The sequence below is a fragment of the Citrobacter freundii complex sp. CFNIH4 genome (genome assembly GCF_002934505.1).
Classification (GTDB): Bacteria; Pseudomonadota; Gammaproteobacteria; order Enterobacterales; family Enterobacteriaceae; genus Citrobacter; species Citrobacter freundii.
In genome coordinates this window covers 743,193-766,665 of sequence record NZ_CP026231.1, presented here as the reverse complement: position 1 = coordinate 766,665, position 23,473 = coordinate 743,193, and the positions used below count along the sequence as shown (strand labels likewise).

Genomic DNA, 23,473 nt, shown 5'->3' with positions numbered 1-23,473 from the left:
CCATGCACCTGCTCCCTGAACTCGCCACCCAACACGCGGTTTCGATTCCCGAGCTGCTCGCCAGCCGCGATAAGAGACAAGCAAGGCAACAGGACTGGCTGACACGCCACTCTGCGCCGCTGGTCTCGTTCACCGTGGTTGCACCGGGTCCGATTAAAGACAGCGCATTAACCCGTCGCATCTTTAATCACGGCGTAACCGCCTTGCTCGCACTGGCGGAACAATCTGCCTGGATTGTCAGGGAGCAAACAGCGCTGGTTTCTGCCAGTGGTCCAGAAGGTCTTTTGTCTATTGAGGCTCCGGCCCACGACCTCAAGCTCGCCACGATTGAACTTGAGCATTCACACCCGCTGGGACGGCTATGGGACATCGATGTCCTGACCCCTGAAGGGGAAATTCTGTCCCGGCGTCATTTCGCACTCCCCGCCCGCCGCTGTCTGCTGTGCGAGCAAAGTGCTGCCGACTGTGCGCGGGGTAAAACCCACGCACTTTCCGACTTACTCACTCAGATGGAGGCACTGCTGCATGATGCCGATTCCCGCAACATCAACCAATAATGCAGTCCTTCCTCTGGATCTGCCTGATGCTTACGCAACGCTCGCGTGGCGCGCCATGCTGACTGAAGTCAACCTGTCACCCAAACCCGGTCTGGTAGATCGTATTAACAACGGCGCGCATAAAGATATGGCGCTGGAAGATTTTCATCGCAGCGCCGAGGCTATTCAGGCCTGGCTGCCACGTTTTATTGAATATGGGGCGTTTAGCGCACAGCTGTCGCCTGAGGATGTATTGAAAGGACTGCGCCCGCTGGGCATGGCCTGCGAAGCTGATATGTTTCGCGCCACCGCAGGGGTGAATACCCACAAAGGCAGCATCTTTTCTCTGGGTCTGCTGTGCGCCGCCATTGGCCGCCTGCACCAGCTCCAACTAACTGTTACCGCTGAAACCATTTGCTCTACGGCAGCAACATTTTGCCGTGGTCTGACCGAGCGCGAACTGCGCCAGAACAATCAACAACTCACGGCAGGCCAACGTCTTTATCAGCAACTGGGATTAACCGGCGCACGGGGCGAAGCCGAAGCGGGATACCCGCTAGTCATCCAGCATGCCCTGCCGCACTACCGCGCACTGCTGACTCAGGGCCGCGACCCTGAACTGGCGTTACTCGACACTTTATTGCTGCTGATGTCTATCAACGGCGACACCAACGTGGCTTCACGTGGCGGCGCAGAAGGTCTGCGTTGGCTACAGCAGCAGGCCACCGCCCTGATGCAGCAAGGGGGGATTCGTACCCCTGCCGATCTCGAATACCTACACCAGTTCGACCAACAGTGCATTGAACGCAACCTCAGTCCCGGAGGCTGCGCCGATCTGCTGATCGTCACCTGGTTCTTAGCTCAGATTTCACAAGTTCATCATTATCACAATTAAAGATCCTTTCCGGAGAATCACACACATGTCTTTAGCAAAAGATAAAATATGGAAGTTACTGGCCCCATTGGTCGTAATGGGCGTCATGTTTCTTATCCCCGTCCCTGATGGAATGCCTCCACAGGCCTGGCACTACTTTGCCGTGTTTGTGGCGATGATCGTCGGTATGATCCTCGAGCCAATTCCGGCAACAGCGATCAGCTTTATCGCCGTAACGATCTGCGTTATCGGCAGCAACTATCTGCTGTTTGATGCTTCAGAACTGGCCGACCCGGCATTTAAAGCGGGTAAGCAAGCGTTGAAATGGGGTCTGGCGGGCTTCTCCAGCACCACCGTGTGGTTGGTGTTTGGTGCATTTATCTTCGCACTGGGTTATGAAGTCACCGGTCTGGGTCGTCGTATCGCGCTGTTCCTGGTGAAATTCATGGGTAAACGCACCCTGACGCTGGGCTATGCGATTGTTATCATCGACATTCTGCTGGCGCCGTTTACACCGTCTAACACCGCGCGTACCGGTGGTACCGTATTCCCGGTTATCAAAAACCTGCCGCCGCTGTTTAAATCATTCCCGAACGATCCTTCCGCGCGCCGTATCGGCGGATACCTGATGTGGATGATGGTAATCAGTACCAGCCTGAGCTCCTCTATGTTCGTGACCGGCGCTGCGCCAAACGTACTGGGTCTGGAATTCGTCAACAAAATTGCCGGTATTCAAATCAGCTGGCTGCAATGGTTCCTCAGCTTCCTGCCGGTCGGTATTATTTTGCTGATCGTTGCTCCGTGGTTGTCATACGTTCTGTACAAACCAGAAGTCACTCACAGTGCTGAAGTTGCCGCATGGGCCGGTGATGAACTGAAAGGCATGGGTAAACTGACCCGTAAAGAGATAACGCTGATCGGTCTGGTTCTGCTCAGCCTGGGCCTGTGGGTCTTCGGTGGTAAACTGATTGATGCAACCGCAGTGGGTTTGCTTGCTGTCTCCCTGATGCTGGCGCTGCATGTGGTACCGTGGAAAGACATTACCCGCTATAACAGCGCATGGAACACCCTGGTTAACCTCGCCACGCTGGTCGTTATGGCGAATGGTTTAACCCGTTCAGGCTTCATCGACTGGTTCGCCAACACCATGAGCACGCACCTGGAAGGCTTCTCGCCTAACGCGACCGTAATCGTGCTGGTGCTGGTGTTCTACTTTGCTCACTACCTGTTTGCCAGCCTTTCTGCACACACTGCCACCATGCTGCCGGTTATTCTGGCTGTCGGTAAAGGTATCCCGGGCGTGCCGATGGAACATCTGTGTATCCTGCTGGTACTGTCCATCGGTATCATGGGCTGTCTGACTCCATATGCAACAGGCCCTGGCGTTATCATCTACGGATGTGGTTATGTGAAGTCCAAAGACTACTGGCGTCTGGGTGCTATCTTCGGCGTTATCTACATCTCTATGCTTCTGCTGGTCGGCTGGCCGATTCTGGCAATGTGGAGCTAATCATTTCGGTTCACACCTGATGAAAATGATGCCAGTCAGCTAAACCTGACTGGCATTTTTTATGATTAAATAGATGATATTCAGAATTTATATAAGTATCCGAAATCATCATGACATCAACATGGCGTTATTCTTCGTTGCTGGCAGCACTCCTGCTGCCGGTTTCTGCAGCTCAGGCCGATGAACTTCAGGCAAAACAGTACGCTGATTTTGACAGCTACGTGCTGGCCCTCTCCTGGCAAACCGGATTTTGTCAGAGCCAACACGAGCGTAATCGTCAGGAGCCTGACGAATGTCGTTTACAAAAAGAGAGCGCAGACAAAGCGGATTTCCTGACCGTTCACGGTTTATGGCCCAGCCTGCCTAAATCCATTGCCGCCCGTGGAGTCGACAACCGCCGCTGGATGCGTTTTGGCTGCGCGACTCGCCCTATTCCCAACCTGCCTGAAGCACGTGCCAGCCGTAAATGCGCGGCCCCCGAAACCGGGCTGTCGCTGGAAAGCGCAGCAAAACTCAGCGCCGTAATGCCCGGCGCTGGAGGGAGATCCTGTCTGGAACGTTACGAGTATGCCAAACATGGCGCATGTTTCGGTTTTGATCCCGACGCGTACTTTGGCACGATGGTACGGCTGAATAATGAGGTTAAGAACAGCGAGGTGGGCAAATTCCTGGCGGAAAACTACGGCAAAACTGTCAGCCGTAACGCATTTGACGCCGCAGTTGCCAAAAGCTGGGGCAAAGAGAACGTCAAAGCTGTGAAGCTAAGCTGCGACGGCAATCCGGCGTATCTCACTGAGATCCAGTTATCCCTGAAAGCCGACAACATCAACCAGACGTTATCTGCACAGTCATTCTTACCGCAACCGCATCCGGGTAGCTGCGGTAAACGGTTTATTATCGACAAAGTGGGATATTGAAACTTGCAACCGACGCTGCAAGCTGGCGTCGGTCCGTAAGCTCAGCGTTTTGCTCGTGCATCCGGGCGAACTAAATCAAAACGGTGTGTTTCACTGATCGAATAATACGCCGTTGGCCCACCTGCACGCAGTACCGGCTTCGCTTTCGCCGTCTGATAGATGCCGTCTTCCAGGAGCGTTTCATCAATGTGGATGCCCACCACTTCCCCCAATACCAGCCAGGTATCAACCGGTGAGCCATCAGCGGTAGTCAGTTGCAGGCTTTGCGATAAGCGACACTCAAAATTGACCGGGCTTTGCGCCACGCGCGGCACGTTGACTATCCGGCTATCTGCTTTACTAAGCCCGGCGGCAAAAAACTCGTCTTCACCGTGCGGCAAGCTGGCTGACGTTTCGTTCATCGCAGTGGCCAGCTCAAGAGTCGTCAGGTTCCAGACAAATTCACCGGTTTCGATAATATTCTGCACGCTGTCTTTCCAGCCGCTGCTAGCGAAACCGATAATCGGCGGATGATAGTTAAAACAGTTAAAGAAACTGTATGGTGCCAGATTGTGCCGACCATTGCCGTCACGCGACGCAATCCAGCCAATCGGGCGCGGTCCAATGATGGCATTTAGCGGGTCATGCGGTAAGCCGTGTCCCTGTGACGGTTGATAGAAATACATAGCGTTCCCTGTTGAAGTTAACGTCAGCGCAGCACAAATTATGCTTCGCTCATCCCCCTGGAAAAAGAAGATCAGCGTAGAACAATCTGCCAACGATTACGACTGAATAAAGTTGAGCAGGTCACCGTTGATCTGTTGTTTATGGGTGGTGCAAATGCCATGCGAGCCGCCGACATATACCTTCAACTGCGAATCAGGCAGTATTTCCGCCGCGATCTTTCCGCAGGTTTCAAACGGGACAATCTGATCGTCATCACCGTGGATCACCAGCGTCGGGATGGTCATCTTTTTGAGGTCCTCACGCAGATCTGTTTCCGAAAACGCGTGGATACAGTCGTACAACGCTTTGATGGAACCTTGTAAACCCTGTTCAACAAAACTTTCCCTGACGGCTTTCGACTCTTTTGCGCCAGGACGGTTGTAGCCATAGAATGCAGCGGTTAATTCATAGAAAAAGGCGGCGCGATCGTTCACAACACCCTCACGGATGCCATCGAATACCTCTTTCGGCACGCCATTTGGATTAAAGTCAGTCTTGATCATGATGGGCGTCACCGCGCCAATTAACACCGCTTTTGCCACCCGCTGCGTCCCATGCCGGCCAATATAACGAGCCACTTCCCCACCGCCGGTAGAGTGTCCGACATGGACGGCATCTTTAAGATTGAGATGCGCGGTAAGTTCAGCCAGATCGTCAGCATACTGATCCATATTGTGACCATCCCAGGGTTGGGCCGAACGCCCATGTCCACGCCTGTCATGGGCGATCACACGAAATCCTTTCGACCCGAGGAACAACATCTGATCCTCAAACGCATCTGCCGTCAGCGGCCAACCATGACTGAAGACAATGGGCTGTCCACTTCCCCAGTCTTTAAAATGCAAATAGCTGCCGTCTTTCAAGGTAAGTTTGTCGTACTGGCTCATGAGATCTCCTGTCGCGGAACACTGAGTTGTTTGACGCGCCCGCAGCGAGCGCTTAAAAAGCATAATGCAAATTGGAGAACGATCACGTTTTTCGGCTAAAATCACACCATACGCGACAATATTGATGATTTGCCTGAATGTGAACTAAATCACTTCAAACATGGGGTAAGTCTCAGTATCATCATAAAAGCTAAACCCTTGCCGCCTGACGGTGAGGGTTTTCTTTTGGGATTATTTACCTGCGCACCCGCAGTATCGACGACATGGAGTAATAAATGTCCAGACCAACTATCATCATTAACGACCTCGATGCGGAACGCATTGACCGCCTGTTGGAGCAACCTGCGTTTGCTGGTTTACCGATTGCCGACGCCCTTAACGCCGAGCTGGATCGTGCCCAAATGTGTTCTCCAGAAACCATGCCGCACGATGTCGTGACCATGAACAGCCGCGTGAAATTCCGCAATCTGAGTGATGGCGAAGTCCGTGTGCGTACCCTGGTGTATCCGGCCACTATGACTGACAGCAGCACACAGCTTTCGGTAATGGCACCTGTCGGCGCTGCACTTTTGGGGCTGCGCGTTGGTGATACCATTCACTGGGAACTGCCAGGCGGGACCTCAACGCACCTCGAAGTTATTGAGCTTGAGTACCAGCCTGAAGCTGCAGGCGACTACCTGCGCTAACTCTGTCTTATCAAAGCCACTCGCTTTATCTTACAGGGGATGCATCCGCATCCTCTTTCCGGTTAGATCTCCCTGCTCCTCGCTTTCTTTCATGTTCGCAAAACATAAATCTGTGTCGTGACTGACAGAATCATTTTTAATACTATGCTGTTATGTGTTCATGTAATGACAAGGAGAATGTTTATGTACAACACAATCATAATGCCTGTTGATGTATTCGAAATGGAACTGAGCGACAAGGCTATTCGCCATGCAGAATTTCTGGCCCAGGATAAAGGGGTTATCCATCTGCTGCATGTGCTGCCAGGCTCAGCGAGCCTAAGTCTGCATCGCTTTGCCGCTGACGTTCGTCGTTTTGAAGAGCATCTGCAACACGAAGCGGAAACCCGTCTGCAAACGATGGTCGGTCACTTCAGCATAGATCCTTCCCGTATTAAGCAACACGTCCGCTTTGGCAGCGTCCGTGACGTGGTCAACGAGTTGGGTGAAGAGTTGAATGCAGATGTCGTTGTCATTGGGTCGCGTAACCCATCAATCAGCACCCATCTGCTCGGCTCAAACGCTTCCAGCGTTGTCCGTCACGCGACTTTGCCAGTGCTGGTTGTTCGTTAACTGCCACTGATTCGCTAAAGAAAACCCCTGCCAGGTTAACGCCTGACAGGGGTTTTTATTACCTCACGATCAATACAAATGACCGATATTCACGATGGTGCTGATCGTATCGCCAAAGAACGTCAGACGACTCAGGAATATGCCAACAAACAGCAGGACAAAAATCGCTTTTGCGCGACGCTCTCCCTGACGGCTTAGCACAAAGGCCACCGCCAGACAGACCAGACTCGCCAGATAAAGCGGCGACGTCAGCCAGGCATGCGCCGTCATCTGCATGATAGTGCCGCCGCTTAGCCAGATAATGGGCGCGGCGATCATGACCGCCATACACACAACAATCCCCTGGCGCAATGCGGCAACGGCAGGTGCAAGGTTAAGCAATGGAATCGCCGCACACCCCATCACCCACACCGTGATAAAGAACAACAGCATTGTCAGACCGTTGGCTATCGCCACCATTGCCGGGGCAGCATAGGTCATCCCCTGCACCGCCACCAGCGCGATACCGAGAACAGAGGCCAGAACAGCTGGCGCTTTGTGCCCTTTTGCCAAAAACGTCACCCCGACCGCCGCACCGTATAAGGTTGCGCCAAGAATTTCACGGCTCAGCCAGGCGTGCTGCAGGTTAATCAGGGCATCGTAGGCGCGATCCGGATGCGCAAGGTGCAGGATCGCTGCAACGGACGCCACCGCCAGAACCAGCCCACTTACCAGCCAGTACAGGCGTTTGCTTTCCAGTTTTCCTTGCAGCGTGCGTAGCGTCAGAATGAGCGTGATCCCAACCGACATCTGGCTCAATACGGTAAAAATAACCAGCGGAAGTTCATACTTTTCCATTACTTGCCCTCCGGCTGCTTCGGCTGACGCGCAAGGATAAAACGCGTGCCAGGATTAAGCTGCGGCATACGCGGGAATCCCGGCGGATACTGTACGTCATTGTCAGGTATAGGATCGGCATCCAGATCGATAAGCGTCAGCGCACCTACCGGACAGGCATTCACGCAAGCCGGTTGCATACCAACATCAAGGCGCTCGTAGCACATGCTGCATTTTTCCGCTTTCTTCGTCTCCTCATTAAAACGCGGCGCACCGTATGGGCAGTTGCGGATACAGTTTTTGCATCCAATACAGCGCTCCGGGTTATGCACCACGACACCATCTTCACGCTTGGTGTACGCCTCTACCGGACACGCCGCCAGACAGGCCGGGTTTTCGCAGTGGTTACAGGCCAGCGAATAGAACGCCCGCTCTTCATGCGGATAAATTTCTTTATCCAGCGGGTAGACATAGCGCCAGAAACGTTCAGGTTCCAACTGGTTAAAACTCTTACACGCCATTGCACAGCCACGGCAGCCGATGCATTTATCGCTATTAACTAAAAACGCGCGTCTCATGCCGCTGCTCCTTTACTGATCAAAATGATGTCCGCAAACTGACTGTGGATAGCCGCACCTGGCGCACCGGTTTTCATCAACCCCATATCGGCTGGGATATCCGCCACCACGTTTTGAACGTTGTATTTCCGTTTCGGGAACCACGCCTCGTACATCACCAGGAAATCTTCCGGAACGTTAGCGGTTACCTTCGCACGCAGTTCTACTTCACCTACGGTGTTAAACACTTTCACCAGGTCGTTTTCGGCAATGCCTCTTTTTTCTGCGGAAATCGGATGCATATAGACAAACGGCTCCGGATAGAAGACCTGCATCCAGTCAAGGTTGATAAATTGGGAATGGATACCGAACTGCACATGCGGTGTAAACAAGTGGAATGGCAGCGTGCTTTTCGCCTCCGGTTTGTATTCCGGCAGCGCCGTATGACCATTTTTCTCACACAGCTCAGATCTGAACTCAAACTTTCCTGAGGGGGTTTTAAATTTGCGGTCATACCAGGCCGCAGAACTCGGCAAAATGGCTTTTTTCGGGCCATCCAGTAAGTCATCCCAGGAGGAGATGCCAAACATTTTGGCCATTCCGTCATTGAATTCCTGGTCCAGCCAACGCTTATGATTGAACTCCTGCGGGAATGTGCAAGAACCCGGCTCCAGCTTGTTGATTGTGCGGGAAAGTAAAACGGCGATTTCCAGATCGCATTTTGCCTCGTACATTGGCTTAATTGCAGGCTGGTTGATTGAGAGCCAGTAGTGCCAATATGAGGCGTCTACGTTCCACTCTTCAAAGGCCGTGGTGACAGGCAAAACGATATCGGCATGCTGGACGGTCTCGTTAAAGAACTGATCGGCACAGACCACCATTTCCAGTTTTTCGAATGCTTTTTCCATCTTGCTGCGATCAAAATCCTGAGCAAACGGGTTCTTACAGGCAACCCAAAGCATTCGGACAGGCGGCTCGTTGGCTTCCAGAATTCCCTTGGCGGTCTGGTTGATATTCAATGAGCGATCGGAATACTGTGCGACTTCCCCCGCAGAACCAAACTCGCTGGTAGTTCCCGCCGCACCTGGCATACCGATGGAGCCTACCGGTGGCTTCTGCAGCATGGCGTTGTAGTTAAAGCCCCAGGTATGCAGATGACCGTAGCGAGCGCCGCCGCCTTCAATGCCAATATTGCCGGTCATTGCCATAAAGGCATCGATCGCCCGTACGTTAGCGCCGCCGTTAACATGACGCTGCATGCCGTAGCCAATCCACACGGTAGCAGGGTTAACCGCGGTAAATTCTTCCGCCAACTGGCGAATAACATCCGCCGACAGCCCGCAAATCTCAGACGCCCACTCTACGGTAACGCTGTTGCGCAGATAGGCTTCGAATTCCGGGTAACCATGGGAATAGTTGTTGACGAAATCCTGGTCCACCAGACCTTTATCCACCAAATGACGTGCCATACCCAGCGCCAGCGCACCATCAGAACCAGGACGAACGCGTAAATAGAGATCGGCTTTCGCAGCGGTCTGGGTTAACAGCGGATCGATAACGACCACTTTCGCCCCTTTCTCCCGCGCCTGGTAGATATACTTCATGGTGTGCATAGAGCACCAGGCCGGGTTAGCGCCCCAGATAATGATGTATTTTGCTTTCACAAAATCTTCCGGGTCGTTACACCACATATCACCCATATCGTAGTTCTGGGCATCGATACCGGCTGGCCAGCAAGGTGTTCCGGCAAAACGCGTGGTGTAACCCAGCGAAGACATCATCCCTTCAACCGCATAGTTCAATACCCCAAATTTGCCGGAATATTTGGTCATCGCCAGACCCAGCATTGAACCGTCTTTCTTTTTAATCTCCAGCATCTTGGTCGCAATGCGTTGCATTGCTTCGTCCCAGGAAATACGACGCCAGTTCCCGCTACCGCGAACATCCTGAACCATCGGATATTTAATGCGGTCCGGGCTGTATACCCGACGCGGGTAGCTCAGTCCCTTCACACACGGAGTTCCATGCGTAAACGTTGACTCAGGCGCACCCTCCACAAAGGTGATGACGTCATCCTTCACCCAGGTTTTCAGGCTACAAGTGTCATAGCAGTTACGCGGACAGGCGTTACGATAGATTTTGTAGGTTTTGGGGTTAAATGGAATGGGCGGTTGCGCCAATGCACAGCGTGAAGTCAGCAATCCCCCTGGCAGGGCTGCGACCGTGCCAAGGGCAATCAACCCTTTCAAAAATGAACGTCTGTTCAGAACTCCCGGTTCATTACTCATATTGATACTCTCGTTTTTAATTCATCAAGCCAAGAAGACAATCTTCCAGCAACGTTTTTCAACGTGGCGGTTTGTGCATTTATATTTATTTTTTCTATATACTCGGGCACCCACACCGCGACATACTCAGAGGCATATCGAGTAAGGGTCACCTGGTATTCTGACGATGCTCTGGCATTAGCTGATAATAAAACCGCCAATTCCAATACACAGGAAATATGATCATCCGGAATATTATTCACGACACTTATAGATAACCCTATATTTGCCATGAATTCCCGAATGCTAAGGGTTGATTTACCCATTACAAGGGCATCTTCTTCAAGATAAACCGAGGCAAACGGCGCGGCCTTTAGCTTCTGCGGTCCGACAAACAGCGCATTGAAGTCGTACTCCGCTTCCAGCCACTCCTGCTCTGTTAGCACCGAGGCATTTGTATCTAAAGCTGAATAAGCCGCTTTCAGCGTGCAATTATCGTGAGAGATAAAAAAATCACGTAACAATAACCCTGTCGATTCAAAGATCGTCAGGGTTTCATATATTTCACCCATGAATTAACCAACCATTTATTCACACAACAAATGAAAAAATAATGCAGGTTAATATAATAAAGATAACGCCCTCTCTTTCTTTGATGAAAATAATGATCAGGCTAATTAAGTGAATGTTTTATACGGTTTATTGTTTCAAGAATTGACAATGTGAGTATATGGAAATAAAAAACCGCCAGCGTATGACTGGCGGTTTTGGCATTGCAGGTGAGTCTTACTCTTTTTATGCTACTGTCGTGCGAATCAGATAATCAAACGAACTCAACGAGGCCTTCGCGCCTTCACCGGTCGCGATGATAATCTGCTTATACGGTACGGTGGTGCAGTCACCGGCAGCGAAAACACCTTTCACGCTGGTTTCGCACTTGGCATCGATGATGATTTCACCCATGCGATTACGTTCAACGGCGCCTTCCAGCCAGTTGGTGTTCGGCAGCAGACCAATCTGTACAAAGATACCGGCCAGTTCCACATTGTGAACATCCCCGCTCACGCGGTCACGATACTCCAGGCCAGTGACCTTGCTGCCATCGCCTTTCACTTCTGTCGTTTGCGCGTTCAGAATGATGTCGACATTTTTCAGGCTGCGAAGCTTATTCTGCAACACCTGGTCTGCCTTCATTTCAGGAGCAAACTCCAGCAGCGTCACATGTTCAACAATACCTGCCAGGTCGATAGCCGCTTCAACGCCGGAGTTACCGCCGCCAATTACCGCAACACGCTTACCTTTAAACAGCGGACCATCACAGTGCGGGCAATAGGTTACACCTTTGGTGCGATACTGATCTTCACCCGGAACGTTCATGTTGCGCCATTTCGCGCCGGTGGCGATGATAATGCTACGTGCTTTCAGCACCGCGCCGGAGGCTGTTTCAATCTGATGCAAACCGCCTTCCTGCGCTGCCGGGATCAGTTTGCTTGCGCTCTGGCTGTCGATCACATCGACATCATAATCATCAACGTGTGCTTTCAGCGCACCTGCCAGTTTCTGACCTTCAGTTTTCGGTACTGAGATGTAGTTTTCAATATCAACGGTATCAAGAACCTGACCGCCAAAACGTTCGCCCATCAGACCGGTGCGAATGCCTTTACGTGCAGAGTACACCGCTGCCGCCGCCCCCGCAGGACCAGAACCGACAATCAACACGTCATAAGCATCGCGCTTATTCAGTTCTTCAGCTGCACGTTTTTCTGCGCCGGTATCCACTTTCGCCACGATCTCAGTCAGCGTCATACGACCCTGGCCGAACTCTTTGCCGTTCATAAATACCGCCGGAACGCCCATCACGTTACGATCGGTGATTTCGTTCTGGAATGTACCGCCGTCAATCGCCGTATGTTTGATACGTGGGTTCAGTACCGACATAAGGTTCAACGCCTGCACTACGTCCGGGCAGTTGTGGCAGGAGAGCGAATAATAGGTTTCAAATTCAAAATCACCGTCGAGATCGCGGATCTGCTCCAGCAACGCCTGTGCCTCTTTTGACGGGTGACCGCCGGTCCACAGCAGAGCCAGCACCAGAGAGGTAAACTCATGACCCAGCGGAGAACCGGCAAAACGCGGTCCCTGGTGAGAACCGGGATTGGTAATCAGGAACGATGGCTTACGCACCGCCAGAGTATTGTCTTCTTTAAAGGTGACTTTTTCTGACAGTTCAGCAATTTCAGTCAGCAGTTCCTTGATTTCTGCCGATTTAGCGCTGTCATCCAGCGTAGCAATCAGCTCAACAGGTTTGGTCAGTTTCTCAAGATAAGCCCTGAGCTGGGTTTTCATATTTGTGTCGAGCATTATTCTTCCCTCTCTGAAAACATCATCATGCAAGCCGATTTTGCGGGACTGCATTAATGCAACTTGCGTCATGGTGCTGGAATAAAACAGGCGCAGATTTGCGCCTGTGGAATGCCGGATGCACTACGTTTATCCGGCCTACAAATTATGCGACTTAAATCTTACCAACCAGGTCCAGAGATGGAGCTAAGGTTGCTTCACCTTCTTTCCATTTCGCCGGGCAAACTTCACCTGGGTGAGAAGCGACATACTGTGCAGCTTTAATTTTACGCAGCAGGTCAGATGCATCACGGCCGATACCTTCAGCAGTAACTTCGATTGCCTGGATGATACCCTGCGGGTCAACAACGAAGGTTGCGCGGTCAGCCAGACCTTCATCTTCACGCATGTTGTCGAAGTTACGGGTCAGGGCGCCAGTCGGGTCGCCGATCATCGCGTATTTGATTTTAGCGATGGTCTCAGAGCTGCTGTGCCATGCTTTGTGGGTGAAGTGGGTATCAGTAGATACGGAATACACATCTACGCCCAGTTTCTGCAGTTCTTCGTAATGGTCTGCAACGTCACCCAGTTCGGTCGGGCATACGAAAGTAAAGTCAGCCGGGTAGAAGAAGAAGACGCTCCAGCGACCTTCGGTATCTTTCTCGGTTACTTCGATGAACTCACCGTTTTTGAACGCCTGGTTTTTGAAAGGTTTAATTTTGGTATTAATCAAAGACATCTGTACTTCCTCCGTGTTTTCGTTGAGAGATAAGTTAACGAAAATCTCTTAGCAGGGCTAATGCGTTTCCTTTATCAAATCAATAAGCGTTAACTAACAACTTACTCAATCGAACCTAAAAGACAAAAGTAAAAAAGGCCCCCTATGCAGGGAGCCTCATTACCCGAGCTACCCGCAGGTAACGTCAGTGCCAGCAGGGCTGGCTATGTGTTGCGCTCTACACTACCTTAACAAAGGTCGTAACAGCGATTGGGATTACATCACCCAACTCAAGAAAGGGCAATCGATGGACCGTCGATCTTACCTATGGCTGCGATAGGTTTTGCAATTAAGCCCCCTTTCCTGCTGATTTTATAAGGAAAATCAATGTTTAAACGTACCTTACTTTTAACCCTGCTCCCTGCCGTGGTGCATGCCGAAGAACTGCCTGCTCCCGTTAAAGCTATTGAGAAACAGGGTATTACCATCCTGAAGCCTTTCGATGCACCGGGTGGAATGAAAGGCTATCTGGGAAAATACCAGGACATGGGGGTCACTATCTATGTCACGCCTGACGGTAAACATGCCATCTCCGGCTACATGTATAATGAAAAAGGCGAAAACCTCAGTAATTCGCTCATAGAAAAAGAGATCTATGCCCCTGCCGGACGTGAAATGTGGCAGCGAATGGAAAAAGCATCGTGGATTCTGGACGGGAAAAAAGAGGCACCGGTTATTGTGTACGTGTTTGCCGATCCCTTCTGTCCCTATTGTAAACAGTTCTGGCAGCAGGCGCGTCCGTGGGTAGAATCCGGTAAAGTTCAGTTGCGTACATTATTGGTTGGCGTAATTAAACCTGAAAGTCCGGCCACCGCCGCTGCAATTCTGGCAACCAAAGATCCGGCCAAAACCTGGCATGACTATGAGGCATCCGGTGGGAAAATGAAGCTGGAAATCCCGGCTTCGGTCCCTGCGGAGCAAATGAAGTTACTGAATATCAACCAAAAGTTGATGGATGATTTGGGGGCCAACGTAACGCCGGCTATCTATTACATGAGTAAAGACGATACGTTACAACAGGAAGTAGGCTTACCGGATAAAGAAAAATTAAACATTATTATGGGAAATAAATAAAAGTAACAAGATGAGTGATTGTTATCGTTCTCATATCAATCACTCATTTAAATTAACTTTCCTGCTGAAAATTACGCAACTTGTGCTATTTTAGCTAAAGTTAATTATTCATTAAGCACACAAACATAAATTTCAAGAATAATTACCATTTAAACTATTCCACAATTGAATTTCTCACTACATTACCATCACAGGAAAGTACGCATGGCTAACCTCTATGACCTCAAAAAGTTCGATCTCAACCTGTTGATTATATTTGAATGCATATATCAACATTTGAGCATCAGCAAGGCTGCAGAAACGCTGTACATCACGCCATCAGCTGTAAGTCAGTCATTGCAACGACTGCGTACGCAGTTTAACGACCCTTTATTTATTCGCTCCGGCAAAGGTATTACGCCCACGGTGACGGGTATTAATCTTCATCATCATCTTGAGCAAAACCTGAATCAACTGGAGCAAACAATAAGCATCATGCATGGTGCCCAGCTGAAAAATAAATTCATTATTTACAGCCCACAACTTACAACCACCGTAAATGTGACGACATTAATTCATGCTCTGGTACAAGATTCAGATATTGAAGTCGAACATCACGATATCTTAATGTCGGCAGAAACTGCTGAAAACATACTGGCTTACCGCAAGGCCGACATGGTGGTTACGATGATGCCGGTCCATAACCGTTCCGTCGTTTGCATCCCTTTTAAGACTATCGAGAGTGTTTTGATTTGCAGAAAAGACCATCCCAGAATGAATGACTCAAGCACCCTGCAACAAATTATGCAAGAGCAATTCACCTTCTTACTCACCGAAGAGAAGGTGATGCTGCCAACTTACTGATTTAGTGTATGATGGTGTTTTTGAGGTGCTCCAGTGGCTTCTGTTTCTATCAGCTGTCCCTCCTGTTCAGCTACTGACGGGGTGGTGCGTAACGGCAAAAGCACCGCCGGACATCAGCGCTATCTCTGCTCTCACTGCCGTAAAACATGGCAACTGCAGTTCACTTACACCGCTTCTCAACCCGGTACGCACCAGAAAATCATTGATATGGCCATGAATGGCGTTGGATGCCGGGCAACCGCCCGCATTATGGGCGTTGGCCTCAACACGATTTTCCGCCATTTAAAAAACTCAGGCCGCAGTCGGTAACCTCGCGCATACAGCCGGGCAGTGACGTCATCGTCTGCGCGGAAATGGACGAACAGTGGGGATACGTCGGGGCTAAATCGCGCCAGCGCTGGCTGTTTTACGCGTATGACAGGCTCCGGAAGACGGTTGTTGCGCACGTATTCGGTGAACGCACTATGGCGACGCTGGGGCGTCTTATGAGCCTGCTGTCACCCTTTGACGTGGTGATATGGATGACGGATGGCTGGCCGCTGTATGAATCCCGCCTGAAGGGAAAGCTGCACGTAATCAGCAAGCGATATACGCAGCGAATTGAGCGGCATAACCTGAATCTGAGGCAGCACCTGGCACGGCTGGGACGGAAGTCGCTGTCGTTCTCAAAATCGGTGGAGCTGCATGACAAAGTCATCGGGCATTATCTGAACATAAAACACTATCAATAAGTTGGAGTCATTACCCGAAGAGAAAGGTATTAAAGAATGTCAATCACAAGCCAATACTTTTTTTGTTAATCGTAAGATTGGATTTAGTAGCGATTCTCTGACATCAATCGTTAATATTATTTCCAGCACGGATATTATTGGCCTGATTCCTAAATTAATGTACGATCACTATGCGACTGCACTTAATCTCAAAGAGATTAGTGTTGACTTTAATCTACCCAGCGTCCAGCTATTTTTAATGTATAACAGGGCGTCGCTTAACAACAAAGCATTCGCTGCATATATAAATCAAATCTCCTCAGAAGGTCTGTAAATCGTATTGCAACTTCTCATCAGTACATTTAATTCATTTTCAGAATATAACAAGGCAACACATATAAATTAAATATATATTTAAATATTGCATACTATATAAATTGGCATATCGTAATAATGTGCATCTCTTATTAATACAAACAATAAAAATCTCTGATATGGTCTTGATATGTCTGTTTATAAAATACCATTGAATCAAAACGTTCTCGAAGCCGCACAGGATCGTATCGCCTGGACGCTTGAGGCTCTGCCACGCATTTGCGTTTCTTTCTCTGGAGGTAAAGATTCGGGGCTGATGTTACATCTAACCGCCGCCATTGCCCGCCAGTTACAGAAAAAAATAAACGTCTTGTTTATCGACTGGGAGGCGCAGTTTTCCTGCACTATCGATTATATCCAGGCGCTGCGCGAGAGTTATTCCGATGTCATCGAAAATTTCTATTGGGTGGCATTACCGCTGACGACGCAGAATTCACTGTCACAATTTCAACCCGAATGGCAGTGTTGGGAGCCGGGTACGCAATGGGTTCGCCAGCCGCCCGCAGATGCCATAACCGATCCTGAATATTTCTCCTTCTATCAACCCGGCATGACCTTTGAACAATTTGTTCGTGAGTTCGCTGACTGGTTTTCGCAGAAACGACCGGCTGCCATGATGGTGGGCATCCGCGCCGATGAGTCATATAACCGCTTTGTTGCCATTGCCAACTCGCAAAAGCAGCGTTTTGCCGATGACAAGCCGTGGACGACTGCAGCACCTGGTGGACACACCTGGTATATTTACCCGCTGTATGACTGGAAAACAGCCGACATCTGGACGTGGTTTGCGAAGTCAAAATTGCCGTGTAACCCCCTGTATAATCTGATGTACCAGGCCGGGGTCCCGACACGATATATGCGCATTTGCGAACCCTTTGGCCCGGAACAGCGTCAGGGATTATGGTTATATCATGTCATTGAACCCGAGCGCTGGGCGGCTATGTGCGCCCGTGTCAGCGGTGTTAAAAGCGGGGGGATTTATGCCGGTCATGACAACCATTTTTACGGTCATCGGAAAATACTTAAACCAGAGCATTTAAGCTGGCAGGAATATGCCATGCTGCTATTGAACAGCATGCCGGAGACTACCGCAGAGCATTACCGCAATAAAATCGCCGTCTATTTGCAGTGGTATAAGAAAAAAGGCATGGATAATATCCCGCAAACTCAGGAAGGCGATATTGGTTCGAAAGATATTCCTTCATGGCGACGTATCTGCAAAGTCCTGTTGAATAATGATTACTGGTGTCGGGCACTTTCATTCAGTCCAACGAAACCCAAAAACTACCAACGCTATAACGAACGTATGAAAACAAAACGCCAGGAATGGGGAATCTTATGCAACACCGACTAACTCACGAACTCCTCGGCTTTCTTTCTGGCCTGTCAGAAGAAGAACGAATTGAAGCCATCAATGAATTCAGGCGGGCGATACACAGCGTCAGTCCCTTTCGCGAGGAACCCGTAGATTGCGTACTTTGGGTTAAAAATGATCACATTTCACCCAATGACTACAACCCCAATAACGTTGCGCCACCGGAGAAAAAGCTGCTGCTGAAGTCCCTTGAAGCAGACGGGTTTACACAGCCCATTGTGGTGGTTCACTCAACGGCAGATGAATACGAAATTGTCGACGGTTTCCACCGCCACGAGTTAGGTAAAGCCAAAGCCTCACTGAGGCCCAGGCTTAAAGGATACCTGCCGGTTGCCTGTTTAGAACGAGAACGCCATGAGCGTATGGCGGCGACCATTCGCCACAACCGCGCCCGTGGGCGTCATCAAATCCACGCCATGTCCGAGATTGTCCGCGAGCTATCGCAACTGGGATGGAGTGAAGAAAGAATTAGCAAGGATCTCGGCATGGACAACGACGAGGTGTTACGCCTGAAGCAAATCAACGGTCTGCAAGAGTTGTTCGCCGACCGTCGATTCTCCAAAGCCTGGACGGTGAAATAGCTACAGCGACACCAGACGTTCAGCTGCTGTTAACAGCGTCGATTCTTGCTTGGCAAAACAGAGACGAATCAGTTTATGCGGGAAAGGATCGGCGCAGAACACAGACAGCGGTATCGCCGCAACGCCCACTTCAGTGGTCAGCCACTGGCAAAATTCCACGTCGTTAAGCGTGGAAACGGCGCTGTAATCGACCAGCAGAAAGTACGTGCCTTCACACGGCAGAATTTCCAGTCGGCTGTCACGCAGCGCGTTCACCAACACGTCGCGTTTTTTCTGATAAAACGCAGGCAGCTCGCGATAGTGTGCAGGATCTTCTCGTAGCATATCCGCCAGTGCCAACTGAGCCGGCGTGTTGACGGAAAACGTCAGATACTGGTGTACCTTGCGTAACTCAGCGCTAATGGCTGCTGGCGCAACGCAGTAGCCAATCTTCCAGCCGGTCATATGGTAGGTCTTACCAAACGATGAAACAGCAACAGCGCGTTCCCGCAGCTCTGAATGTGCCAGCACACTGGCATGCCCTTGCCTGGCGAAACAGATATGCTCATAAACTTCGTCGCTGATGACAAAGATCTCGCGTTCTTTAATTGCTTGCCACAGCGCGTCAAAATCGGCGTGATGCCACACGGTGGCAGAAGGATTATGTGGCGTGTTCAGGATAACCAATCGGGTACGGTCGCTGAGTAAGGCACTAAAAGCCTGCCAGTCGACGCGAAAAGACGGTGGTTGCAGCGCGATACGTTTAACCACCCCGCCGGATAATTCAACCGCAGGCGCATAGCTGTCGTAGCTCGGGTCAAAACAAATCACCTCATCACCTGGGCGCACCAGCGCAGTGATCGCGGCATACAGCGCTTCTGTGGCCCCCGCCGTGATGGTCACTTCACTATTCGCGTCGGGTTTGTAGCCGTACAGGTCTGCCGTTTTATCCGCGATGGCTTCGCGCAGCGGCTGCACGCCCGTCATCGGTGCATACTGGTTTGCACCGTGCGCGACGTGATACGCCAAACGCTCCTGCAAAAAGAGCGGACCGTCAAAATCAGGAAATCCCTGCGAGAGATTAATGGCCTGATGCTGCTGCGCCAGCGCACTCATTTGCGTGAAGATAGTAGTGCCTAGGTTAGGCAGTTTGCTTTGCGGAATCAGCGGGTTATTACTCATTATTGTTATCCCAGCGTGTGATGTTGTGGTTGAAGCCACTATAACACGATGCTAGTATTTGGCAATCAAGACGTTCAGACGTCTATATAAAAATAACCTGCCTGGACAGGACAGCCAAAGGACAACACAACATGAGTAATACAGAGATTCGCGTCGTCACCGGCCCGGCCAACTATTTTTCCCATCCCGGCAGCCTGTCGAGACTCAACGATTTTTTCACTACCGACCAACTTTCACGCGCCGTGTGGGTTTATGGTGAGCGCGCTATCGATGCGGCCCGCCCTTATCTGCCAGAGACATTTCATCTCGCCGAGGCTAAGCGCCTGCTGTTTACGGGACATTGCAGCGAAACCGATGTTGCTCAACTGGCAAAAGAGTCGGGAGAGAATCGCAGCGTGGTGATTGGCGTGGGCGGAGGAACATTGCTCGACACCGCTAAAGCGTTGGCCCGTCGTCTGGATCTGCCGTTTGTCGGTATTCCTACGATTGCGGCGACCTGCGCTGCCTGGACGCCGCTCTCCGTCTGGTATAACGATGCAGGCCAGGCGCTGCATTTTGAAATTTTCCCTGATGCCAATTTCCTCGTTCTGGTCGAACCCGAGATCGTTCTCAATGCGCCAGAGGAATATCTACTGGCGGGGATCGGCGACACGCTGGCGAAGTGGTACGAGGCCGTCGTGCTTGCGCCTCAGCCAGAAAACCTGCCATTAACTGTTCGTCTGGGTATCGATGCCGCGCAGACGATCCGCGACGTCCTGCTGGAAAGCAGCGAGCAGGCGCTGACAGACAAACAACAAGGCTCGTTAAGCCGCACGTTTTGCGATGTAGTGGATGCGATTATTGCCGGAGGCGGCATGGTTGGTGGTCTGGGCGAGCGCTACACCCGCGTGGCGGCGGCGCATTCTGTTCACAATGGCCTGACCGTCCTCCCACAAACAGAGAAGTTTTTACATGGCACTAAAGTGGCGTACGGCATCCTGGTGCAGAGTGCGTTGTTGGGACAAGATGCCGTGCTGGTGCAGTTAATTACCGCCTATCAGCGCTTCAACCTGCCAACCCGATTAGCTCAACTGGACGTGGATATCAATAATCGCGCAGAAATCGACAAAGTGATTACGCACACCCTGCGCCCGGTGGAGTCCATTCACGCCCTGCCGGTAACGTTAACGCCGGAGACACTGCGCGCAGCATTCGAAAAGGTAGAGTCGTTTACTGTATGATTAGGGTATGGGATGCCTGATAGCGGCTTCGTCTTATCAGGCCTACGACGACTAATTATAACGGCAAATGCGATGTTGTAGGCCGGATAAGCGTCAGCGCCATCCGGCAAAAAATCAACAGCACTTCGCGCCGCCTTTCCCCCCATATCGCGCATCCTGGCGCTCGCGGAAAAATTCTTCGTAGGTCATTGGCGTTTGGTCCGGATGCGTGACGCGCATATGTTCAACATAGTTGTCGTAATCCGGCACACCTATCATTAATCGGGCGGTTTGACCTAAATACTTCCCGGCTTTGGCGAGTGTTTCAAACATAGTGATTCCCTGTCGTACAAACGCCCTCCCCGTTCAGGAGAGGGCTCATTGGTTAAGAGAATATTAGTGCGCGCCTTTCGCCTGCGCCACGATCTCTTCGACATTCTCAGGCATCGGCTCGTACGGCGTCTCTTTCGACGTTGGTTTGTCCTCTTTCAATGCTGCCAGCGCAGTTTTGATGGAGAACAGACCCAGCACCACAACGACTACCATGAAGAAGATGGTGAGACCCGCATCCAGGCGGTTGTTAAACACCAGCTGCGTCAGCTGCGACTGGGTGTACTGCGCCGGAATGTTACCACTGTCGATCATCGCCTGGAATTTGTTGGCGATAGCCAGGAAGCCGATTTTTGCATCCGGGCTAAACGCTTTCTGCCAGCCAGCGGTCAGGGTACAAATCAGCAGCCAGGCGGTTGGGACCAGTGCCACCCACGCGTAACGCTGGCGTTTCATCTTGAACAGCACCACAGCACAGAGCATCAACGCCATACCGGCCAGCATCTGGTTAGCAATACCAAACAGCGGCCACAGGGTATTAATACCACCCAGAGGATCCACCACGCCCTGGTGTAAGAAGTAACCCCAGGCCAGCACGCACAGCGCCGTCGCCAGCAGGTTCGCAGGCAACGAATCGGTACGTTTCAGGCCCGGTGACACCACGCCCAGCAAGTCCTGCAGCATAAAGCGCGCAGCGCGTGTACCGGCATCAACCGCCGTCAAAATAAACAAAGCTTCAAACAGAATGGCGAAGTGATACCAGAACGCCACATCCATCATGCCACCCAGCGCGCCATGCAGAATGTACGCCATCCCGACGGCCAGCGTCGGCGCACCACCTGCGCGGGAGATAATGGATTGTTCGCCGACATCGTTAGCGATCTGATGCAGCGTATCAGGCGTGATAACAAAACCCCAACTGCTGACTACCTGTGCCGCTGACGCAACCACATCGGTGGTTCCGGCAGGTGCCAGTACCGCCATTGGGCTGTTCATCGCAAAGTAAACGCCCGGGTCAATAACGCAGGCCGCCACCAGCGCCATAATGGCGACAAAGGATTCCATCAGCATCCCGCCATAGCCGATAAAACAGGCCTGACCTTCATTCGCCAGCATCTTCGGCGTGGTGCCGGAGGCAATCAGCGCGTGGAAACCAGAGACTGCGCCGCAGGCGATGGTAATAAACAGGAACGGGAACAGGTTACCGCTCCAGACCGGGCCGGTACCGTCAACAAACTTGGTCAGAGCTGGCATGGTCAGCGTCGGACGCATGATCAGAATCCCTACCGCCAGACCAACAATGGTGCCGATTTTCAGGAAGGTAGAGAGGTAATCACGCGGGGCCAACAGCAGCCACACCGGCAGCACGGCGGCGACAAAACCGTAGCCCACCAGCATCCAGGTCAGCTGTACGCCGGTAAAGTCAAAGTACGGTGCCCAGGTCGGGCTTTCCGCTACCCAGCCGCCGGAAATAATGGCAAACACCAGGAATACCAGACCAATAACCGACACTTCACCAATGCGGCCCGGGCGCAGATAGCGCAGGTAAATCCCCATAAAAATCGCCAGCGGGATAGTGAACGCTACGGTGTAAGTTCCCCACGGGCTGTGGGTCAGCGCTTTCACGACAATCATCGCCAGTACCGCGAGGATAATCACCATGATCATAAAACAGGCTACCAGCGCAATAACACCCGCCGTTGGGCCCATCTCTTCTTTCACCAGTTCGCCAAGGGAACGACCATCGCGACGGGTAGAAACAAACAGCACCATGAAGTCCTGCACCGCCCCTGCCAGTACCACCCCGGCGAGCAGCCAGATCATCCCCGGCAGATAGCCCATTTGCGCCGCCAGCACCGGTCCAACTAACGGACCCGCTCCGGCAATCGCCGCAAAATGGTGACCAAACAGTACTTTTTTATCGGTGGGTACATAATCCAGACCATCGTTATGACGCACGGCTGGCGTCATACGCGTCGGGTCCAGCGCCAGTACATTTTTCGCGATGTACAGGCCGTAGAAACGGTAAGCGATAAGGTAGACACAGACTGACGCCACGACTATCCACAACGCGTTGATCTGTTCACCACGATTTAACGCAATATATCCCAGGGCAAATGCTCCGATAACGGAGAGCAATGTCCAGAGGAGGTATTTCCCTGATTTATTCATAGTTGTTGTCCGTTTGCGTGATCCAGAAAGATGTTACATTTTGTTTCTATAACATCTTTCCTGATTTTAACAACCTGACAACCACATAAACCTGAGACATAACTGACTATTTACATTGCATTGTTAACTGGATCACTTCATTTACCTGTTAACTCTGCAATTTCATTT

General features: G+C 51.2%; 22 protein-coding genes and 1 pseudogene. 12 read left to right on the top strand and 11 right to left on the bottom strand.

Annotated features, from left to right (window positions below; genetic code table 11):
* The first annotated feature begins 2 nt into the window (after positions 1–2).
* The 4 genes from citX to rna all read left to right on the top strand — a co-directional run bounded on the left by citX (position 3) and on the right by rna (position 3,837).
* Positions 3–557 (top strand): citrate lyase holo-[acyl-carrier protein] synthase, encoded by a 555-nt coding sequence (citX, locus tag C2U41_RS03870; RefSeq protein ID WP_003022118.1) that lies wholly within the window; start codon positions 3–5, stop codon positions 555–557.
* Complete coding sequence (citG, locus tag C2U41_RS03865; RefSeq protein ID WP_003835603.1) at positions 526–1,431, top strand: triphosphoribosyl-dephospho-CoA synthase CitG; 906 nt, start codon at positions 526–528, stop codon at positions 1,429–1,431. Before citX ends, citG begins: the two co-directional genes overlap by 32 nt.
* A gap of 25 nt (positions 1,432–1,456) precedes the next feature.
* Positions 1,457–2,920, top strand: a complete 1,464-nt coding sequence (citT, locus tag C2U41_RS03860; protein ID WP_003022114.1) for a citrate/succinate antiporter CitT — start codon at positions 1,457–1,459, stop codon at positions 2,918–2,920.
* 110 nt (positions 2,921–3,030) lie between these two features.
* Positions 3,031–3,837 (top strand): ribonuclease I, encoded by an 807-nt coding sequence (gene rna / locus C2U41_RS03855; protein ID WP_103849209.1) that lies wholly within the window; start codon positions 3,031–3,033, stop codon positions 3,835–3,837.
* 41 nt (positions 3,838–3,878) lie between these two features.
* On the opposite strand, the gene C2U41_RS03850 is transcribed toward rna, so the two are convergent.
* The gene (locus tag C2U41_RS03850; RefSeq protein ID WP_003022109.1) at positions 3,879–4,502 is read right to left on the bottom strand and encodes a flavin reductase family protein; all 624 of its coding nucleotides are present in this window, start codon (positions 4,500–4,502) and stop codon (positions 3,879–3,881) included.
* A gap of 96 nt (positions 4,503–4,598) precedes the next feature.
* The gene (locus tag C2U41_RS03845; protein ID WP_044712726.1) at positions 4,599–5,429 is read right to left on the bottom strand and encodes an alpha/beta fold hydrolase; all 831 of its coding nucleotides are present in this window, start codon (positions 5,427–5,429) and stop codon (positions 4,599–4,601) included.
* Positions 5,430–5,704: 275 nt separating this feature from the next.
* Between C2U41_RS03845 and rnk the strand changes: the two genes are divergently transcribed.
* Positions 5,705–6,115, top strand: coding sequence for a nucleoside diphosphate kinase regulator (gene rnk, locus C2U41_RS03840; protein WP_003022104.1), 411 nt, complete (start codon positions 5,705–5,707; stop codon positions 6,113–6,115).
* Positions 6,116–6,298: 183 nt separating this feature from the next.
* Positions 6,299–6,727, top strand: a complete 429-nt coding sequence (uspG, locus tag C2U41_RS03835; protein WP_003022101.1) for a universal stress protein UspG — start codon at positions 6,299–6,301, stop codon at positions 6,725–6,727.
* A gap of 69 nt (positions 6,728–6,796) precedes the next feature.
* Here the strand turns inward: uspG and C2U41_RS03830 are convergent, their stop codons facing one another.
* The 6 genes from C2U41_RS03830 to ahpC all read right to left on the bottom strand — a co-directional run bounded on the left by C2U41_RS03830 (position 6,797) and on the right by ahpC (position 13,446).
* Entirely contained in the window at positions 6,797–7,564 is a 768-nt protein-coding gene (locus tag C2U41_RS03830; protein ID WP_016149771.1) for a dimethyl sulfoxide reductase anchor subunit family protein, read from the bottom strand.
* On the bottom strand, positions 7,564–8,121 hold the full coding sequence (locus C2U41_RS03825; RefSeq protein WP_103849208.1) for a 4Fe-4S dicluster domain-containing protein: 558 nt from the start codon (positions 8,119–8,121) through the stop codon (positions 7,564–7,566). Before C2U41_RS03825 ends, C2U41_RS03830 begins: the two co-directional genes overlap by 1 nt.
* Positions 8,118–10,388 carry a molybdopterin-dependent oxidoreductase gene (locus tag C2U41_RS03820; protein WP_103849207.1) on the bottom strand — a complete coding sequence of 757 codons (2,271 nt, stop codon included), beginning with the start codon at positions 10,386–10,388 and terminating at the stop codon, positions 8,118–8,120. Before C2U41_RS03820 ends, C2U41_RS03825 begins: the two co-directional genes overlap by 4 nt.
* Positions 10,385–10,939: a TorD/DmsD family molecular chaperone gene (locus C2U41_RS03815; RefSeq protein WP_032936895.1), complete on the bottom strand. Its 555-nt coding sequence runs from the start codon at positions 10,937–10,939 to the stop codon at positions 10,385–10,387. The genes C2U41_RS03820 and C2U41_RS03815 overlap by 4 nt, the downstream gene beginning before the upstream one ends.
* Before the next feature lie 223 nt (positions 10,940–11,162).
* Positions 11,163–12,728, bottom strand: a complete 1,566-nt coding sequence (ahpF, locus tag C2U41_RS03810; protein WP_003835619.1) for an alkyl hydroperoxide reductase subunit F — start codon at positions 12,726–12,728, stop codon at positions 11,163–11,165.
* 154 nt (positions 12,729–12,882) lie between these two features.
* Positions 12,883–13,446 carry an alkyl hydroperoxide reductase subunit C gene (gene ahpC / locus C2U41_RS03805; protein ID WP_002894394.1) on the bottom strand — a complete coding sequence of 188 codons (564 nt, stop codon included), beginning with the start codon at positions 13,444–13,446 and terminating at the stop codon, positions 12,883–12,885.
* A gap of 366 nt (positions 13,447–13,812) precedes the next feature.
* On the opposite strand from ahpC, the gene dsbG reads away from it, so the two are divergent.
* The 5 genes and pseudogenes from dsbG to C2U41_RS03770 all read left to right on the top strand — a co-directional run bounded on the left by dsbG (position 13,813) and on the right by C2U41_RS03770 (position 18,443).
* A complete protein-coding gene (dsbG, locus tag C2U41_RS03800; RefSeq protein WP_016149767.1) occupies positions 13,813–14,559 on the top strand; it encodes a thiol:disulfide interchange protein DsbG in 747 nt (248 codons plus the stop codon).
* 204 nt (positions 14,560–14,763) lie between these two features.
* Positions 14,764–15,378 (top strand): annotated as a pseudogene (locus tag C2U41_RS03795) (LysR family transcriptional regulator); the annotation flags it as partial.
* A gap of 57 nt (positions 15,379–15,435) precedes the next feature.
* A protein-coding gene (locus C2U41_RS03785; RefSeq protein WP_095033700.1) for an IS1-like element IS1B family transposase occupies positions 15,436–16,133 on the top strand; the annotation gives its coding sequence in 2 pieces (ribosomal slippage) (positions 15,436–15,685 and positions 15,685–16,133; 699 coding nt in all).
* A 484-nt stretch (positions 16,134–16,617) separates the two neighbouring features.
* Positions 16,618–17,841 carry a phosphoadenosine phosphosulfate reductase gene (locus C2U41_RS03775; protein ID WP_003835626.1) on the top strand — a complete coding sequence of 408 codons (1,224 nt, stop codon included), beginning with the start codon at positions 16,618–16,620 and terminating at the stop codon, positions 17,839–17,841.
* Positions 17,826–18,443 carry an IbrB-like domain-containing protein gene (locus C2U41_RS03770; protein WP_060855580.1) on the top strand — a complete coding sequence of 206 codons (618 nt, stop codon included), beginning with the start codon at positions 17,826–17,828 and terminating at the stop codon, positions 18,441–18,443. Before C2U41_RS03775 ends, C2U41_RS03770 begins: the two co-directional genes overlap by 16 nt.
* Here C2U41_RS03770 and C2U41_RS03765 read toward each other — a convergent pair whose 3' ends face one another.
* A complete protein-coding gene (locus tag C2U41_RS03765) occupies positions 18,444–19,604 on the bottom strand; it encodes a pyridoxal phosphate-dependent aminotransferase (protein ID WP_048216712.1) in 1,161 nt (386 codons plus the stop codon).
* A 131-nt stretch (positions 19,605–19,735) separates the two neighbouring features.
* Between C2U41_RS03765 and C2U41_RS03760 the strand changes: the two genes are divergently transcribed.
* Positions 19,736–20,824 carry an oxidoreductase gene (locus tag C2U41_RS03760; protein ID WP_032936899.1) on the top strand — a complete coding sequence of 363 codons (1,089 nt, stop codon included), beginning with the start codon at positions 19,736–19,738 and terminating at the stop codon, positions 20,822–20,824.
* A gap of 114 nt (positions 20,825–20,938) precedes the next feature.
* Here C2U41_RS03760 and C2U41_RS03750 read toward each other — a convergent pair whose 3' ends face one another.
* Both C2U41_RS03750 and cstA read right to left on the bottom strand, forming a co-directional pair.
* The gene (locus C2U41_RS03750) at positions 20,939–21,136 is read right to left on the bottom strand and encodes a YbdD/YjiX family protein (protein WP_003022064.1); all 198 of its coding nucleotides are present in this window, start codon (positions 21,134–21,136) and stop codon (positions 20,939–20,941) included.
* Positions 21,137–21,199: 63 nt separating this feature from the next.
* The gene (gene cstA / locus C2U41_RS03745; RefSeq protein ID WP_032936900.1) at positions 21,200–23,305 is read right to left on the bottom strand and encodes a pyruvate/proton symporter CstA; all 2,106 of its coding nucleotides are present in this window, start codon (positions 23,303–23,305) and stop codon (positions 21,200–21,202) included.
* Positions 23,306–23,473: the final 168 nt, after the last annotated feature.